Source organism: Roseibium sp. QJM3NY_11 (genome assembly GCF_056173175.1).
Genome location: NZ_CM149660.1, coordinates 970,297 through 985,941 on the forward strand (window position 1 = coordinate 970,297; position 15,645 = coordinate 985,941).

16 protein-coding genes are annotated in these 15,645 nt (G+C 62.9%); all 16 read right to left on the reverse strand.

From position 1 onward, the window contains the following. Positions 1 to 70: 70 nt before the first annotated feature. Positions 71 to 1,012 carry a F0F1 ATP synthase subunit gamma gene (locus AC0VX3_RS04460; RefSeq protein WP_475523715.1) on the reverse strand — a complete coding sequence of 314 codons (942 nt, stop codon included), beginning with the start codon at positions 1,010 to 1,012 and terminating at the stop codon, positions 71 to 73. Next, positions 996 to 2,534 (reverse strand): F0F1 ATP synthase subunit alpha, encoded by a 1,539-nt coding sequence (locus AC0VX3_RS04465; protein WP_475523716.1) that lies wholly within the window; start codon positions 2,532 to 2,534, stop codon positions 996 to 998. The genes AC0VX3_RS04460 and AC0VX3_RS04465 overlap by 17 nt, the downstream gene beginning before the upstream one ends. Beyond that, positions 2,524 to 3,294: a F0F1 ATP synthase subunit B family protein gene (locus AC0VX3_RS04470; protein ID WP_475523717.1), complete on the reverse strand. Its 771-nt coding sequence runs from the start codon at positions 3,292 to 3,294 to the stop codon at positions 2,524 to 2,526. The genes AC0VX3_RS04465 and AC0VX3_RS04470 overlap by 11 nt, the downstream gene beginning before the upstream one ends. A gap of 3 nt (positions 3,295 to 3,297) precedes the next feature. After that, a complete protein-coding gene (locus tag AC0VX3_RS04475; RefSeq protein WP_342895621.1) occupies positions 3,298 to 3,585 on the reverse strand; it encodes a F0F1 ATP synthase subunit C in 288 nt (95 codons plus the stop codon). Next, complete coding sequence (locus AC0VX3_RS04480; protein WP_342895620.1) at positions 3,582 to 4,277, reverse strand: F0F1 ATP synthase subunit A; 696 nt, start codon at positions 4,275 to 4,277, stop codon at positions 3,582 to 3,584. The genes AC0VX3_RS04475 and AC0VX3_RS04480 overlap by 4 nt, the downstream gene beginning before the upstream one ends. After that, entirely contained in the window at positions 4,274 to 4,573 is a 300-nt protein-coding gene (locus AC0VX3_RS04485) for an N-ATPase subunit AtpR (protein WP_475523718.1), read from the reverse strand. Before AC0VX3_RS04485 ends, AC0VX3_RS04480 begins: the two co-directional genes overlap by 4 nt. Further along, entirely contained in the window at positions 4,570 to 4,857 is a 288-nt protein-coding gene (locus AC0VX3_RS04490) for an AtpZ/AtpI family protein (RefSeq protein WP_475523719.1), read from the reverse strand. The genes AC0VX3_RS04485 and AC0VX3_RS04490 overlap by 4 nt, the downstream gene beginning before the upstream one ends. Next, positions 4,854 to 5,264 (reverse strand): ATPase, encoded by a 411-nt coding sequence (locus AC0VX3_RS04495; RefSeq protein ID WP_475523720.1) that lies wholly within the window; start codon positions 5,262 to 5,264, stop codon positions 4,854 to 4,856. Before AC0VX3_RS04495 ends, AC0VX3_RS04490 begins: the two co-directional genes overlap by 4 nt. Continuing rightward, positions 5,261 to 6,655 (reverse strand): F0F1 ATP synthase subunit beta, encoded by a 1,395-nt coding sequence (gene atpD, locus AC0VX3_RS04500; RefSeq protein ID WP_475523721.1) that lies wholly within the window; start codon positions 6,653 to 6,655, stop codon positions 5,261 to 5,263. The genes AC0VX3_RS04495 and atpD overlap by 4 nt, the downstream gene beginning before the upstream one ends. A gap of 480 nt (positions 6,656 to 7,135) precedes the next feature. After that, positions 7,136 to 7,396, reverse strand: a complete 261-nt coding sequence (locus tag AC0VX3_RS04505) for a cupin domain-containing protein (RefSeq protein ID WP_348152939.1) — start codon at positions 7,394 to 7,396, stop codon at positions 7,136 to 7,138. Between the two features lie 78 nt (positions 7,397 to 7,474). After that, positions 7,475 to 8,218, reverse strand: coding sequence for an SDR family NAD(P)-dependent oxidoreductase (locus tag AC0VX3_RS04510; protein ID WP_475523722.1), 744 nt, complete (start codon positions 8,216 to 8,218; stop codon positions 7,475 to 7,477). Positions 8,219 to 8,237: 19 nt separating this feature from the next. Further along, the gene (locus AC0VX3_RS04515; RefSeq protein ID WP_475523723.1) at positions 8,238 to 10,574 is read right to left on the reverse strand and encodes a DUF4962 domain-containing protein; all 2,337 of its coding nucleotides are present in this window, start codon (positions 10,572 to 10,574) and stop codon (positions 8,238 to 8,240) included. Positions 10,575 to 10,648: 74 nt separating this feature from the next. Beyond that, positions 10,649 to 12,211, reverse strand: a complete 1,563-nt coding sequence (locus AC0VX3_RS04520) for a type 2 periplasmic-binding domain-containing protein (protein ID WP_475523724.1) — start codon at positions 12,209 to 12,211, stop codon at positions 10,649 to 10,651. Between the two features lie 26 nt (positions 12,212 to 12,237). Beyond that, complete coding sequence (locus AC0VX3_RS04525) at positions 12,238 to 13,119, reverse strand: carbohydrate ABC transporter permease (protein WP_348152748.1); 882 nt, start codon at positions 13,117 to 13,119, stop codon at positions 12,238 to 12,240. 10 nt (positions 13,120 to 13,129) lie between these two features. Beyond that, on the reverse strand, positions 13,130 to 14,035 hold the full coding sequence (locus AC0VX3_RS04530; RefSeq protein ID WP_342895689.1) for an ABC transporter permease: 906 nt from the start codon (positions 14,033 to 14,035) through the stop codon (positions 13,130 to 13,132). Positions 14,036 to 14,121: 86 nt separating this feature from the next. Next, positions 14,122 to 15,225, reverse strand: coding sequence for an ABC transporter ATP-binding protein (locus AC0VX3_RS04535; RefSeq protein ID WP_475523725.1), 1,104 nt, complete (start codon positions 15,223 to 15,225; stop codon positions 14,122 to 14,124). Positions 15,226 to 15,645 lie beyond the last annotated feature (420 nt).

Here is a 15,645-nt window from a genome sequence, read left to right on the forward strand (position 1 = left end):
CGGCACCGACATCGATCAACCTCGTGGCGGGATCACCTTGTGCGCGGACCAGCCTTGTACCGGCGCGAGGTCAGGTTTCCTCCCGGTCCCCATCCTCGTCCGCGCCGCGATGAACGGGCTTTCCGGATTTCCTGTCTTTCTTCAATGCCTCGAAGCCGATGATGACATCGAGGAGTTCTGTCGTGATCTCGCTCTGGCGCAAGGCCTGGGTGTCGGACCTGAGCATCTCCAGCCGATCGTCGACCGACTGCTCGGCCTGTTGCATCAGGGCGAGCCGGGCCGCGTTTTCCGTGACCAGTGCTTCTGCCGCCGCCCGGAACAGGCTTGCGAACAGATGCGCCCGGATCAGCGCCATGAACAGATCGCCGGGCTGCATCGAGAACGTCGGAAGGCTGCGCGAGGACCAGGGCCTGGTCGCGAGATCCTGAAGAAGGTCTGGATCAAGAGGCAGCAGGGCCGCGATCCGGGGCGCCTGCGATCCGTCACCGGAGCGGGCAAAATAGGCGAGCGAAACGGAAATTTCCCGGGGCTGGCTGCTGTGCCGGATGCTGTCCAGACGCTTTGTCAGGAGGTTTGCGAGCCGGCCAATTCCGTCGACGGACGCGGGCGGAAACAGGGCCTTTTCAATTTTCAGCCCCTGATCCGTCAGGGCATCGGCCATCTGTGCCCCGATGCACAGGATCGTTGTGGACGGGGCCTCGTTCGGCCCGATATGGCGCCCGACATGTGTGGCCAGCGCTTCATTGTAGTTGCCGCAAAGGCCATGGTCCGACCCGAAAACAACGAAGACCCGGGCCGCGACATCCCTTGTCGTGGAGATCATCGGTCCGGTTCGGGACACAAAGGCATGGAGGCCTTCCAGAACGGTGTCGTGATAGGATTCAATGGCACGGGCCGCCTGCTCGTAGGGGGCGGAATTGATGACGGACAACGTCTTCATGGTGTGAACCACGCTGCGGATGCCCTGCATGCTGGCTGTGCGCCGGGTCAGTGCTTCAAGGGTTTGCGCCATCGTGCTTTCCGAGGGTTTGACGGGCCTGCTTTCCAAGCGCAGCCATCTGCGCGCGGGCCTCTTCGCCGAGCGGCTGGTTGTGCGCAATCTGATCGGCCAACGGGCCAAGTTCGCGCGCGGCAGACGCTCTGAGGGTGCTCATGGCCGTGAATGTGTCGGCCTCACTCAGTCCATCGAATTGCCCGTCCATGGCAGACACCAGGACGGCAAGCTGCTCAAGGGCCGGGATCGGATCGCGTTCTGCCTGCCGCAGCGACGCGCGGACGGCGGCCCCGCGCACAAGCCGTGCCCGCGTGGCATCATCCAGCCGTGTGCCGAACCGGGCGAAGTCCTCCAGCTCCTCGAATTGCGACAGGGTCACACGCAGGTTTCCAGCCACCGACCGGAACGCCTTGCTTTGGGCCTTGCCCCCGACCCGGGAGACCGACACGCCCAGATCGACCGCGGGAAACTGGTTCTTGCGCACCAGGCGTGGCGACAGATAGATCTGTCCGTCCGTGATCGAAATCAGGTTGGTCGGAATATAGGCGGACAGGTTTTCCGCCTGGGTCTCGACGACCGGCAGAACGGTGATGGAGCCGCCGCCGGCGGATTGTGCGAATTGCCCGGCGCGCTCCAGCAGGCGGGCATGGATGTAGAAGATGTCGCCGGGAAAGGCTTCACGGCCCGGCGGACGGCGCAGAAGAAGCGAGAGTTCGCGGTACGATCTTGCATGGTGGGTCAGGTCATCGAGAACCACCAGCACGTCACGTCCCTGATGCGCAAAATACTCGGCCATTGTCAGCGCCGCATATGGCGCGACATAGGCCAGGCCGGCTGCGCCCTCGTCGCCCGCGGACAGGACGATGGTCCGCGCCGCCATCCCGCCTTCGCGGATGGCGCCGATTACCTTGGCCACCGCGTCGCCGCGTTGCCCGATCGCGCAGTAGATGCAGATGACCTCGGTCTTCTTCTGGTTGAGGATCGCATCCACGGCCAGAGACGTCTTGCCGGTCTGGCGATCGCCGATGACAAGTTGGCGCTGGCCAAGACCAATGGGCACAGCCGCGTCGACTGCCTTCAGGCCGGTCGCCAGCGGCCGCGAGATCGCCATGCGGTCGAGAATTCTCGGTGCTTCCGCTTCCACGGGCCGTTCCGCCTCGGCCTTGACCGGACCCTTGCCGTCCTGCGGGTCACCGAGTGCATCCACGACCCGGCCCAGAAGCGCCGGACCGACCCTGGTGCTGACGACCTTGCGGGTGCGCATGACGCTTTCGCCCACGGCGACGCGGTCCGATGCGCCCAGGAGAACGACGCCCAGGCGCCCCGGTTCAAGATCGAGGACGATCCCCTGGACGCCGCATTCGAACCGCAGCAATTCTTCCGACAACGCGCGTTCCAGGCCGGTCACGACGGCAATCCCGTCGGCCACCTCTTCGACCCGCCCGATCTCGCTCAACTGGGGCGCGGGCGCCGGGCTGTCCAGAAGGGCCTTCAGAACGGTCTCGGGACCGGCGCCGATGTTGCCGGTGTCAGTGCTCATGATCTTGCGCTCTCAAATCGGTGCCGTTGGCCAGTTTTTCCGAAATTACGGCGTCGAGCCCGTCGATGTATGTGTCCACGGTCCAGGCAAGCTGCGCGCCCCCCATGCGCAGGATCACGCCGGGAGACTGTGCCGTATCCGTATCGAACCGGACGGATGCATGCGGAAAAACGGTTGCCAGCTCGGCGGTCAGACCCTCCTGCGCCGATTGCGGCAAGGGCGCATGGCTTGTCACCACCGCGCCGGTCGCCTTGCCCGCGGCGCGCTTCAGGTCGGTGGACATCGTCCTGATTTTCCTGACGAGATGATGCGCCATCCGCTCTTCCAGCGTCTCGTCCGCCAGATCGGCCAGGGCCTTGCGTGTGAGCGACAGGAGCGCACTTGCGCCGGCGCCATGCATCCGGGCGGTGTAATCGCGCGTCTCCTGATCGAGATGCGCTCGCCAGCTTGCATGTTCCTGTTCCATCCGCTGGCGCGCATCGGACAGCAACGCATCGCGTTGTTCCTCGGCCTTTATCCGGATCGTCTCCGTCAGGTCGGACTGGGTTGCCTGCAGGGCGCGCGTCTTTTCAAGAAACGCCGCCTCGGCTGCCTGTGCCGCCTTCTCGGCTTGCCCGGCCTCCTGCATCCTGGTCGTGATCTCCGCTTCGCGCGCGTCAATGCCATCCAGAATGGGGCGGTAGAGGAACCGCTTCAAAAGCCAGACCAGAACCAGAAAGTTGGCGATCTGGGCCGCAACGGTGATCCAGTCTATGGACATGGGTCAGCTACCCGCCGTCTGCGCCGCTTCCATTGCCGCATTCCAGAAAGGGTTCGCGAAAAGGAGGATCATGGCGACAACGAAACAGTAGATCGCCGTGGATTCGATCATGGCAAGGCTGACGAACAGCGTGCGGGAAATGGTCGGGGCCGCGTCCGGTTGCTGGGCGATCGCGGTGAGGGCGGTGGCCGCGGTGCGGCCCTCGCCGAGCGCCGGGCCGATGGCGCCGAACGACACGGTGAGGCCGGCCGTGAAGATCGAGATCGCGGCAATGAGGGCAAGGTCTGTCATGGAGTATCCTTTTCAGGCTCGGACTGTGGTGGGCGCGCGGTGGCGCTTGAGATGTAAACCGTCGCCAGGATCGCGAAGATGTAGGCCTGGATCATGCCGGTCAGGAGACCGAGCACATCCATCACCACCGGAAAGAAGAAGGGCGCGACGCTCAGGAGGATGGCCGCGATCACGGCCCCGCTCATGATGTTTCCGTAAAGGCGGATCGCCAGCGAGACCCCGCGTGAAAACTCGGAGATGATATTGAACGGGAGCATGATCACGGAGGGTTCGATATAGGTCCTGAGATATCCGCCGATGCCCCGGCTGCCGACACCGAAAAGCGGGACCGCGATCAGAACGGAGATCGCGAGCGCGGTCGTGGTCGACAGGGACGATGTGGGCGGCTCGAACCCCGGAACAACCAGCAGCAGGTTCGACGTGGCGACAAAAAGGAACAGGGTCCCCACGAAGTACAGCAGATGGTGCGAGGGCCTCTGGGCGATTTCCCCGATCTGGCTCTCGATGCCCTGAACGATCACTTCCAGCATCGTCCGCCAGCGGCTCGGCGGCACGTCCGGACGCAGATTTCGCGTGATCAGCATTGACGCGACGGTGAGCAGCGCCATCACGATCCAGGTGTAGAAAACGGTCGCGTTTATGGGGATGCCCCAGGCGTCCACGATGACCGTCTGGTCGGGGGACAGGGTCATGGCGCGCCTTCGGCGGGAGCGTCGACGCGGGCAAGCGTCGTTGCGATGAACCGTGCCGCGAGGAACGCGAGGCCATAGCCGGCAAAGGCCCATGGACCGCCGTGTGCCACGATCACCCAGCCGGCCAGGAGCAGGGCAGCGATCCGCAGCACGGCGCTCAACGACAGCAGCCCGATCGTGTTCCTGCTGCGCAGGGCGAGCCGCATCCCGAGTGCCAGACCCAGGAAGAAGACGGCTCCCATGACGGCGCCGGCCGCCAGCCCCAGCAACAGTGCAGTCCAGTCAACAACCATCATCTTTCGCCTCCTTCCCTGTTTATCCACGCGGCGGCCATGATGGCGCCCAGCACGACACCGCCCAGGATCAGGGCGATCGTCCAGGAAAACCCCTGTGGTGCGACCTGGTCCAGCCAAAGGCCGAGAAAAGCACCACCGACCGTCGGCACGGCGATGGCCCAGCCGACCATTCCGAATGTGCCGACGCCCCTCAGCGGGCTCGGTCCCGGATGATCGCGCGTCGACTTCATCCGCCTGGCCTGCCGGGCGATCTGCTCCGTGGATTTGTCCTGTTCCGGTGTCATTGCAGCGGCCTCTGCAACTCGGCAAACCGCCGAACCATGTCGGCCTCGAGCCTGGACAGGGCGGAGCGTGCCTGGCGCTCCTCTTCGTCCATCTGGATGAAGCTCGTCTCCACGGTGTCCTGCAGACTGTCCAGGTCGTCGCCGCGAACGCCGCGCCGGGCGGCAACGGTGATCACGTGGCCCTTTTTAACGAGCAGGCCTTCGTCCAGACCGAAGATTTCCTCCGGCCCGTCGAGAAGACGCAGTGTCATGACCGACGGCACCAGCGCGGTGACGAAGTCGGCATGATTGGGCAGAATGCCGAATGCGCCATTCGGTGCCACGGCCGTCAGGCGCGTGGCCTGCCCTTCGAAGAGCGTGCGCGTCGGCAGGCGCAGGGTGACGGTCATCACTGAGGCCATGCTCATGTCCCGGTCTCCAGATCATCCAGACCGCCGATCATGTAATAGGCGCTTTCGGGCAATTCGAACTCGGTCTGTGCGAGGATCGTCTCGCAACCGGCCAGGGTATCGGCGATCGGCACCTGCTTGCCCGCCATCCCGCTGAAGGACCCGGTCGTGAAGAAGGGCTGCGTCAGGAACCGTTCCAGGCGACGGGCCCGGGCCACGGTCGCACGGTCGGCGGAGGACAGTTCCTCAAGGCCGAGCATCGCGATGATATCGCGCAGTTCCTCATATTCCGCCAGGGTCCGGCGCACGGCGCGGGCAATATCATAGTGCCGCTGTCCGACGACGGAAGGCGTCAGCATCACAGAGGCCGAGGCCAGCGGATCGACCGCCGGATAAAGACCTTCGCTGGCCCGCTTGCGCGACAGCACCACAGATGCCGAAAGATGCGAAAAGATATGCGCGGCCGCCGGATCGGTGAAATCGTCGGCGGGCACATAGACCGCCTGGATCGAGGTAATCGCCCCGCTTTTGGTCGAGGTGATGCGCTCTTCCAGCGTGGCCAGTTCCGTTGCCAGGGTCGGCTGGTAGCCGACGCGCGACGGCATGCGTCCCATCAGGCCCGACACCTCGGATCCGGCCTGAACGAACCGGAAGATGTTGTCGATCAGGAGCAGAACGTCCTGGCCCTTGTCGTCGCGGAAATACTCGGCCATCGTCAACGCGGTGTTGCCAACCAGAAACCGGACGCCGGGCGCCTCGTTCATCTGGCCGAAAAGCATGACGGTCTTCTCGCGCACCCCGGCCTCGCCCATCTCGCGGTAAAGCTCCTCGGCCTCGCGCGAGCGCTCGCCGATCCCGCAGAACAGGCTCACGCCCTTGTGGTGCTGGACGGTGTTGTTGATCAGTTCCGTGATCAGGACCGTCTTGCCCACACCGGCCCCGCCGAACAGCCCGGTCTTGCCGCCCCGTTCGATGGGCGACAGAAGATCGATGGCCTTGATCCCGGTCTCCAGGATCCGGGAATGCAGGACCCGGTCGCTCAGGTCCGGCGGCGGCTGATGGATCGAGCGGAATTCTTTCGCCGCAGGGGCTGGCTGGTCATCGATCGGCGCCCCGAACACATCCAGCATCCGGCCCAGAACACCCTCTCCGACCGGGACCCTGATCGGGCCGCCGGTCGCCTTGACCGTCATGCCGAGCCCCAGCCCGCGCACGGGGGCCAGCGCCATGGCCCGCACCATGCCCTCGCCGATCAGTCCGGACACTTCCAGGGCAATCTCGCCCGCATAGAGGAGATCGTGAATGCGCGGCACCGGCCCGTCGAAGGCCACGTCGACAACTCCGCCGCGAATGGCGGCGATGTGCCCATCCGTTGAAGCATCCGGTTTCGGGGTGGCCCTGGTCGTCATCCGATTGCCTCGGCTTGCCAGATGCCGTCGCCCCAGTTTTCCCGTCGTTTGCGGTCACGCCCGTTCGGCATCAATTGGTCTCCGTCGAGCCGATGCATCGCCAGCCTTCCGATGCAGGGCCTTGATCTGGTCCGCCAAATGACGGCTTCCAGATCAAGTTGGAAAACAGGATTTCAGCCTGAAAATAGCAGGAAAAAGCCCGGTAAAATTGACCAAGATCAATAGACGGCAGGAAGATGAGCCAGACCGGGAGCGGGGGACCGTTTGAACCCGGATTGCCGCGCAGCGCCTTCGTCACCCGGCGGGGGGTGGCGACCGGGACTTCCGATCTCCCGGTCGCAACAGGTGCCGCGACCGAGAGCACCGGAGTACCGGGCCAGGGAAACAGGCCCGGGAAAAAGCGTCAGGAAAAAAGCGTCAGGGGAAAAGCGCGGGGGCCTCGATGGCCCGCCCGCGCCGAAGACAATTCTGTGTCTTTCCTCAGAGAAAGTCGTCTCGTCTGGGTGTGAAACAGTCGACCAGCTTCCCGGGTTCCAGACAGACACATCCGTGGGTCAGTCCGGACGGTATCACAAAGCTGTCGCCTGCCTGCACTTCACGCTCTTCCTCGCCGAGGAAGAACCTGAACCTGCCGCTTTCCACGAAGGTCGACTGCACGTGGGGATGGCTGTGCAGAGCCCCTTCTGCACCGGCCTTTTCGAAGCGGAATGCGACCATCATCAGATCCGGATGATCCGCCATGACCTGACGGGTGACGCCTTCCGAAGTCTTTACAACTGCAAATTCGGCCAAAGACAGTTTTCCTTCTTGCTCAAGCGATCAGCTGAACAGCATGCCGCCATTGATGTCGACGTTGGCGCCGGTCACGAACGCGGCGTCATCGGATGCGAGAAATGCCACGAGATTGGCAACATCCTCCGAGGTTCCCTGACGCTTCAGGGGCGTTGCCGCCTCGACGTTGCGGCGCACTTCCGGTTTTGTGAAGGTGTTGTGGAAGTCCGTGTCGATCATGCCCGGGCACAGGGCATTCACACGGACCGCCGGGCCCAGTTCCTTGGCGAGGCCCCGTGTCATGGTCATGACCGCCCCTTTCGAGGTGGCATAGGCGATGGCGCCCGGCCCGCCGCCATCGCGGCCGGCCTGGCTGGCGATGTTGACGATGGCGCCGGCGGTCAGATGCGGCAGGCAGGCCTTGATCATCAGAAAGGTGCTGGTCAGGTTGAGGTCCATCACCGCACGCCAGTGATCGAGCGACATGTCCGCGATGGTCTTGCGCGCGATCAGGCCGCCGGTGTTGTTGACGAGGATGTCGATGCCGCCGAACGTCTCGACCGTTCTGGCGACGAGAGCGTCCACGCCGGACGGGTCGTTGAGGTCGCCCTGCAGGGCGAAGGCCTTGCCGCCGGCGGCCTCGATCTTCGCGACGGTTTCGTCCGCGCCCTTGCTGCTGGAGAAATAGTTGATGGCGACACTGGCGCCCTCTTCGGCGAGGCGCATGGCGCAGGCCCGGCCGATGTCCCTGCCGCCGCCGGTCACGATTGCGGTTTTGCCCTTGAGTTTCATCTTGTTTCCTTTGTGCGTGTCATTTTTCCGGGGTCTTGCCGACATCGAAAGTTTTCGGAACGACCACCTTGAAGGTCCTGTCGTCGGAATCGGTGAAATAGAGGTCGCAGTCGTAGCCCTGGTCGTCCAGGAAGCTGAACACCCGGCGCGGGGCCGACAGCGGATAGGGCACCAGCAAGGTAGCGACCCGGTGCCGGACGGCCTTCGGGAAGGTGGCCTTCAGGCAGGTGCTCACCGGCAGGCCCTCGAATTCCGCCGGATCGACGCCCGGGAAACCCGTTTCCTGACCGAGCTGGGGCGAGCCGGCCTCCGACCAGAGGAACTGGCCGTAGAAGCCGGCCTTTTCGCCCGTGTAGCGGAAGGTGGCGTCGCCCAGGGTCATCGGGGCATTGGCGTGAAGCAGCCAGTCTATCGCGACCGGCGAGCGAGCATCGATGCTGTCGACGATGACGAAATACGCTCCATTGACAAAATAAACGTCCCGAAGGACGGAGGTGACGTCTTCGTTCAGGGTGCGGTAGGCCGCCGTGGCATCGCCGCGGATGAAGATGTGATCGCCGCGGTCCTCCGCGTCGACGATCTGCCCCGCCGAACGGATCGCCTTGGCCTTGTCCTTGCCGGCATACTGGCCCTGGCCGTCGATGAGGATTGCGTTCTTGGATTGGGTCTGGCGGCGCCAGGTCTGGTGCATCGTGCTGTTGAAGGCGACATAATGTCCGGACTGGATTGCGAGATCCTCGCCAAAGGCCGCGAGGCAGAAGGCGTTCTGGTCGCCGTGGCTGTGGCTGACCGCGCCGAAGGGCGAGGCCTTCATCACAAACTGGATGTGGTTGTCCGGATCGTCGATCTGTTGCTGGATCGCGGCCCAGCCGATGCCCTTGAACCATCTGAGCCGGTCGTCTTCCGCGGGGGGCACGGCTTCGATCTCGGGGAAGTCGGTCCTGTAGACGAGCTCGTCGAAGTTGAAGTCCCACCAGCCCCAGTTGTAGAACGCCTTTTCCGTGCCCGGATTGGTGCGTCTGATTTCGTCAAAGTACCACTGGTAGGCGCCGTTGCCGGTCACGCCGGCGTACTGGCGCAGATTGTAGCCGATCTTGACCGCGGGCAGGTCGCCCATCGTGCTGTCGTCCCCGAAGGTTGCCCGTTTGGTGTCCGGCGCCTTGGTGTAGAGCGGAAAGTCTCCTGTGTTGCGGAAGAACGGCCGTCGGTAGAGATCGAGGCCCGTGTAGGATCGGAGCAGGTTGGCCGCATCGATCAGGTAGGCCATGCCGGTCATCCAGTAGTGCGGGCCCTCGGCCCAGCCGCCGTCGGCATCGCCCCAGGGCGAATAGACGGTAAACAGGAACTCGACCGCATAGTTCAGCCAGTCTTCGGCTTCGGGCGCATGGTCCAGAAGAGCGATCGAGGCCGGGACGAGAACCGCCGATACCGCGCGCACCGCATGACTGTCGAAGGGAAAGAGCTGGATGTTGGCATTGCGGATCAGATGGTCCGCCGTTTCGCGGGTGCGCGCCAGAAGGGCATCGCGCACAAGCCGGCGTTCCTCTTCACTCAACGCGTCATAAAGCCAGTCGTATCCCCAGGCGAGCGCGAGATTGACCCGGAAGGCCCATTCGTCCGTGTAGGCGCGCGATGTCGTGCCCGTGGGAGACCAGGCAGCGGCGGCCAGCAGCCACGCGCGGGCCCGCTCCAGCATGGCCTCGTTTCCGGTAACCTTCGCACCGATCGACAGGTGCCGGATGGCATACAGAAGCTCCTGACAATCGATATAGGTCTGCCGCCAGACCGAGGCGATGCGCGTGTGCTCCGGATAGCCTGCAGGTTCCTGCATGATCTCGCGATCCATCCAGGGCAGCACGGACTTTTCAAAGAACGTCGACCAGCTGCAATGGTCCGGGTCGGAGATGACGTCGTCGCGGAAGGCCGCGAGCCTGTCCGGCGTCATCCACAGGCGCGGATGCGACCGGTCGGCGCTTGCATAGCGCGTGGTGCGCGACGGCAGTGGCGTTTCAGGCAGTGCCACCCTGATCGTGAAGGTTCTGGTCTTGCTCCACGTCGACAGCGGTTCACCGGTTTTCGGATCGCAGACAGCGTAGGACCAGTGGTATTCGCCGGGCGCCAGGGCAGTGTCGGGTGTAAAGAAATTCAGGCGAATGCGGGTGTATTGCCGGGTGTCTCCAGCCGGGTAGTCCGCATCGGGAGAAATCCGCAGCACGTATTCGGCTTCGGTCTCGATCACCGGAAGCCAGGTGAACCTTGGCGGGTTCTCGACAATTTCGGACCGTTCGTCGGGCGCATACTGAATGGTCAGCCGGCCGGGCCTGGGCTGATCGAGCACGGTGGTGTTTCCGGACATGAGCGGAGAAATCCTGTTGTCTGCGAAGGAAAGGGGGCCGCGGAGATCAACACCGCGGCCGCCGGCTTGCGGGATCAGCCGTATTGGCGCGTGTAGGCGGAGTTCATCGCGTCAAGCACCTCTTGCAGGCCCATCTTGTTGAGCGTGGCCACGTAGTCGTCCCAGTCGGCGACGACATCGCCATTTCCCAGGATCCAGCCCTGCTGGCGCTCCAGCATGTATGTCCGGATCGAGGCCCAGTACTTGTCGTAGACCTTCTGCTCCTGCGCATTCAGAGCCACGCCCAGGAACTGGTCGATCAGGTAGTCGCCTTCGTCGTAAAGGGCGATGCCTTCCAGCGCATACTTGTTCGACCATTGCTTTTCGTAATTGTAATCCTGGAAATAGCCGCGTGCCTGAAGCTGGGAGCCGACCTCGTAGAGCTGGTTGTTGACCGGTTTGCCGTTGGTCAGGAAGTCCTCTGTGAATTGCGGCTGGCCGTCCACCATCGTGTATTGCTCGCCTTCCACGCCGAAATTGGCCAGGCGGCGGCCTTCTTCGGTGAACCAGAAGTCGAAATACTTGATGGTCTCGACCGGGTGTTCGTTGGTGTAGCCGATCGCCCAGCCGTCCGGCTTGATGGGAATGCGCCGGTGTTCTTCCATGCGGACACCCGAAACGGAGGCGGGCGGTGCGAACGCCTTGAACTGGAACCCTTCCACCTTGCCGCCGAGGGAATCATTGTAGCCCGACGTCGAGGCAAACCAGTCATGGGTCATGCCGCCCAGGTTCTCGGAAAGCAGATACTCTCGCGACGAGGACCCGCGCGTGAAGATTTCCGGATCGATCAGGCCTTCGGCATACCAGCGGGCGAGGTTCTTGATGCCGTCACGATAGCCTTCGCCGGCGTATGGGTGTTGCAGCTTGCCGTTGTCGACGTAAAAATCATGATAGGTATCGGAGCCCGACGAGCGGCCGTCCCAAAGGGTGACGAGGCGGATCAGCTCCGGCCACTGGCGGGCGAAGAACGGGACTTCGTCCTTCAGTCCGTTGCCGTTCGGATCTTTGTCGCGAAACGCTATCAGAACCTCTTCCAGCTCTTCGACAGTCTGCGGAGCTTCGAGCCCGAGCTTGCTCAGCCAGTCGTGACGAATGAAATACGCGCGGCCGTATTTTCCGTCCGGCAGGTAGGGGATGTAATACATCTCGCCGTTGGCGGCCTGGATTGCCGAGCGGATCTCGGGGCGCTCGTCGAGAAAGGCCTTGAGGTGGGGGGCATGCTCTTCGATCAGGTCGTTCAGGCCGATGAACGCACCCTCGGGGCCGAACTGGTTGACGAAGTCCTTGATGCGGCTGGAGCCGACAATATCCGGAATGCCGCCGGAAGCGAGCATCAGGTTCAGTGCTTCGGTCTTGCCGTTGTTCTCGTCCGTGCGGGTGTTCGCTCCCACGGTGGCGTCGATCAGGTGAATGCCGGTCAATTCGCGGGCGATCTGTTCGACCGGCCAGTCTTCCTTGTAGCGCGGGTAGCGCGCGTGGTTCATCTGGATCGTCAGCTCCAGCGGTTCGTCGACGATGCGCAGGTCTTCTTCGGCCATGACAGGCCCGCCCAGCATGGTCGCGCCAAGCAGAGCAGCTGCAAGTGTCAGATTTCGCATGATATCCTCCCAAGTGTCACGTAACGTCATTCCTTCACTCCGCCCAGCATGGTTCCCTTTTCGAAGTAGCGCTGGAGGAACGGGTAGATGACCAGTATCGGGATAATCGAACAGACGATGATCGCCGCGGTCACGGTTTCGACGCTGTAGGCCGCATCGACCAGCGAGGCGCCGAATTCGTTGTCGTCCGACAGGGTCACGATGGTGTGCCGCAGATAGACCTGTAACGGGATCTTCTGTTCGTCCTGCAGCAGCACCATGGCCCAGAAGAACCCGTTCCAGCGCGACACGATGCAGAACAGCGTCACGGTCGCAATGGCGGGTTTGGACAATGGCAGATAGACCTTCCACAGCACCTGGAATTCGCTGGCGCCGTCCATGCGCGCGGCCTCTTCGAAGGAGTTGGGGATCGCCTCGAAGAAGTTGCGCAGAAGGATGATGTTGAAGCCGTTCACGGCGAAGCCGATGATGATCCCGAAATAGCTGTCCAGCAGTCCGAGGTCGCGCATGTTCAGGAAGAACGGGATCATGCCGGCGTGAAACCACATGGTGAATGCCACCATCAGGTTCCAGAACCGGCGTCCGTAGAGCTGCGGACGCGACAGGGCATAGGACCCCGGAATGATGATCAGCAGGCTCATCACCGTTCCGAGAATGGTGTAGATGAAGGTGTTCTTGTAACTGATCCAGAACATCGGCTCGCTGAGGACGTGCTTGTACGCCTCGAGCGTGGCCCCCACCGGCGACAGCACGACCTGGCCGGCGCGGGCGGCGAAGCCCGAGCTGAACGACACGGCGGCGATGTAGATGAACGGATAGAGGGTGGAGACGGCGAATATGGCGATCAGGATCATGTTCAGGATCACGAAGATCCGGTCGCCACGGCTGTAGAGATGAAGCTTCTTCATGGTTGCCTCCTCACCACAGCGATGTGCGCGAGAAGCGCTTGGACAGGGTGTTGGCCGAAATCACCAGCACGAAGGCAACCACCGCGTTGAACAGACCCGCGGCGGCGGCCATGTCGTATTGTCCGTCCTGGATCCCCTGGCGGTAGATGAAGGTGTTGACCACATCCGCCGTCTCATAGGTGGCGGGCTGGTACAGCAGGATCACCATCTCGAAGCTGACCTCGAGGATGTTGCCGATGCGGATGATCAGCATGATGATGATCGTCGGCAGGATGCAGGGCAGCGTGATTTTCCACATCATCTGCCAGCGGCTGGCACCGTCGACAACCGCCGATTCATAGAGTGTGGGCGATACCCCGGCGATCGCGGCAAGATAGACAATGGACTGGAAACCGGCCTCCTGCCAGATGCCCGTGCCGATGAAAATCGGCCTGAACCATTCGGGCTTGGTGAGAAAGTAGACCGCGTCGATCCCGAACCATCCCAGCACCGTGTTGACGATGCCCGCGGAGGGCGACAGTGCGGTGATGACGATGCCGGCGATGATGACCGACGAGATGAAATGCGGCAGATAGACGATGGTCTGAGCCGATTTCTTGAACCACCTGTTGAGAACCTCGTTGAACATCAGGGACAGCACGATCGGGACCGGAAAACCGAACAGCAGCCCGTATGCGCTGATGATGATCGTGTTCTTGACGGCGCGGAGGAACTGGTCGTTGTCGAACAGGGTCCGGAAATGCTCGAATCCGACCCAGGGGCTGGCTTCAATGCCGCGGAAGATCGAATAGTCCTTGAAGGCGATCTGCAGGCCGTACATGGGTTTGTACAGGAACAGGAGCAGCCAGACGATCGTGGGGAGCAGCATCAGGTAGAGCTGCCATTCCCGCCGCAGGTGGTCACCAACGCGCACCATCCGGCCGGGCTTGCGCCGGCGCACGGCTTCGGAGGCCTCGATCACCAGCTCCTCGGTCGTCCCGCCCTGGAATTCCGGATTGCTGATCATGACACGTGCACCTGTCCGGGAAAGGCCGTGCCGGTCTCGGCGTCGAAGACGCGGATCATTTCGGGCGCGACAGTGAACCCGGTGACGTCGTGCAGTCCTTCCGCGTGGCCCACGGTTCCGGTGCGGATCACGAAAGGCTCTTCGTCGAGCCTTGTGTGCAGCAGGGCCTCGGAGCCCAGGGTCTCGACAAGATCGAGGTCCACGGCGACGCGATGTTCGGCGCCGTCGCCGGCAACGGACACGAATTCGGGACGTATGCCGAGGATCACTTCGCGCCCGACACTGTCCCGCAGAGCCTCAAGCTGCGCGAGCGGCAGCGTCTGGCCGCCGAATTCGGCGGCCGGCGCAGCGGCGCCGGCGGCAAGGCGCGCCTTGACCATGTTCATGGGCGGGGACCCCAGGAAACCGGCGACGAAAGTGTTTACGGGATTGAGGAAGAGCTCCATAGGCGCGCCGGTCTGCTCGATGTGGCCGTTGTTCATGACGACGATCCGGTCGGCAAGGGTCATTGCCTCGACCTGGTCGTGCGTGACGTAGATGCTGGTGACGCCGAGGCGGTTGTGAAGACGGCGAATTTCCGCGCGCATCTGGGTGCGCAGCTTGGCATCCAGGTTGGACAGGGGCTCGTCGAACAGGAAGACCTTCGGCCGCCGGACGATCGCGCGGCCCATGGCAACGCGCTGGCGCTGTCCGCCGGACAGTTCCGCGGGCCTGCGTTGCAGATAGTCCTTCAGGCCGAGAATGCCGCTGACTTCATCGACCGCAGCCGCGATTGCGGCCTTGCTCTCGCCGCGGATGCGCAAGCCGAAAGCGATGTTGCCGGCAACATTCAGATGCGGATACAGCGCATAGTTCTGGAACACCATCGCGACATCGCGATCCTTGGGGGCGATGCGGTTCATGTGACGGCCGTCGATGGCGAGATCACCTTCCGTAATCTCCTCCAGGCCCGCAATCATCCGCAGGGTCGTCGACTTGCCGCAGCCCGAGGGGCCGACAAGAACGACGAATTCCTTCTCGTTCACTTCCAGATCGATTCCGTGCACCACACGCAAGGACCCATAGGCCTTGACGATGCCTTCCAAGCGTACCCCTGGCATTCCACCTCCCACGCGGCCACGCCATGAACTCCCATCCGGCGCGGCAGCCTTTCCATCCGGCAGTGGTTGTCGAAACGATCTCCACACGCCATTACTTTAGACTGGTATACTAGTAGCTAATCTGGAATACTAGTCTGAATTTGAAAATCAAGGGCAGGGCCGAGACGCTCATGCCGGTCCGGACCCGGTGCCAATCTGATCTCGACATGGCCTGAACACGGGTTCGGGGAGGAACGGCGACCGAGCCCGTCCGCCGGTATCGGGCAAGGGAAAGAAAGCCGGGACACCTTGCGGGACTTTGTCACCCGGTACTGACGGGTTGGCATTCGTGGCCTGACGGGGCTATTCAACGAACAGGTCCAGCGAAACCGGGCCGGCGATACTGGTCGCACGATACGGGCACGGGACTGGCTGAAGGCA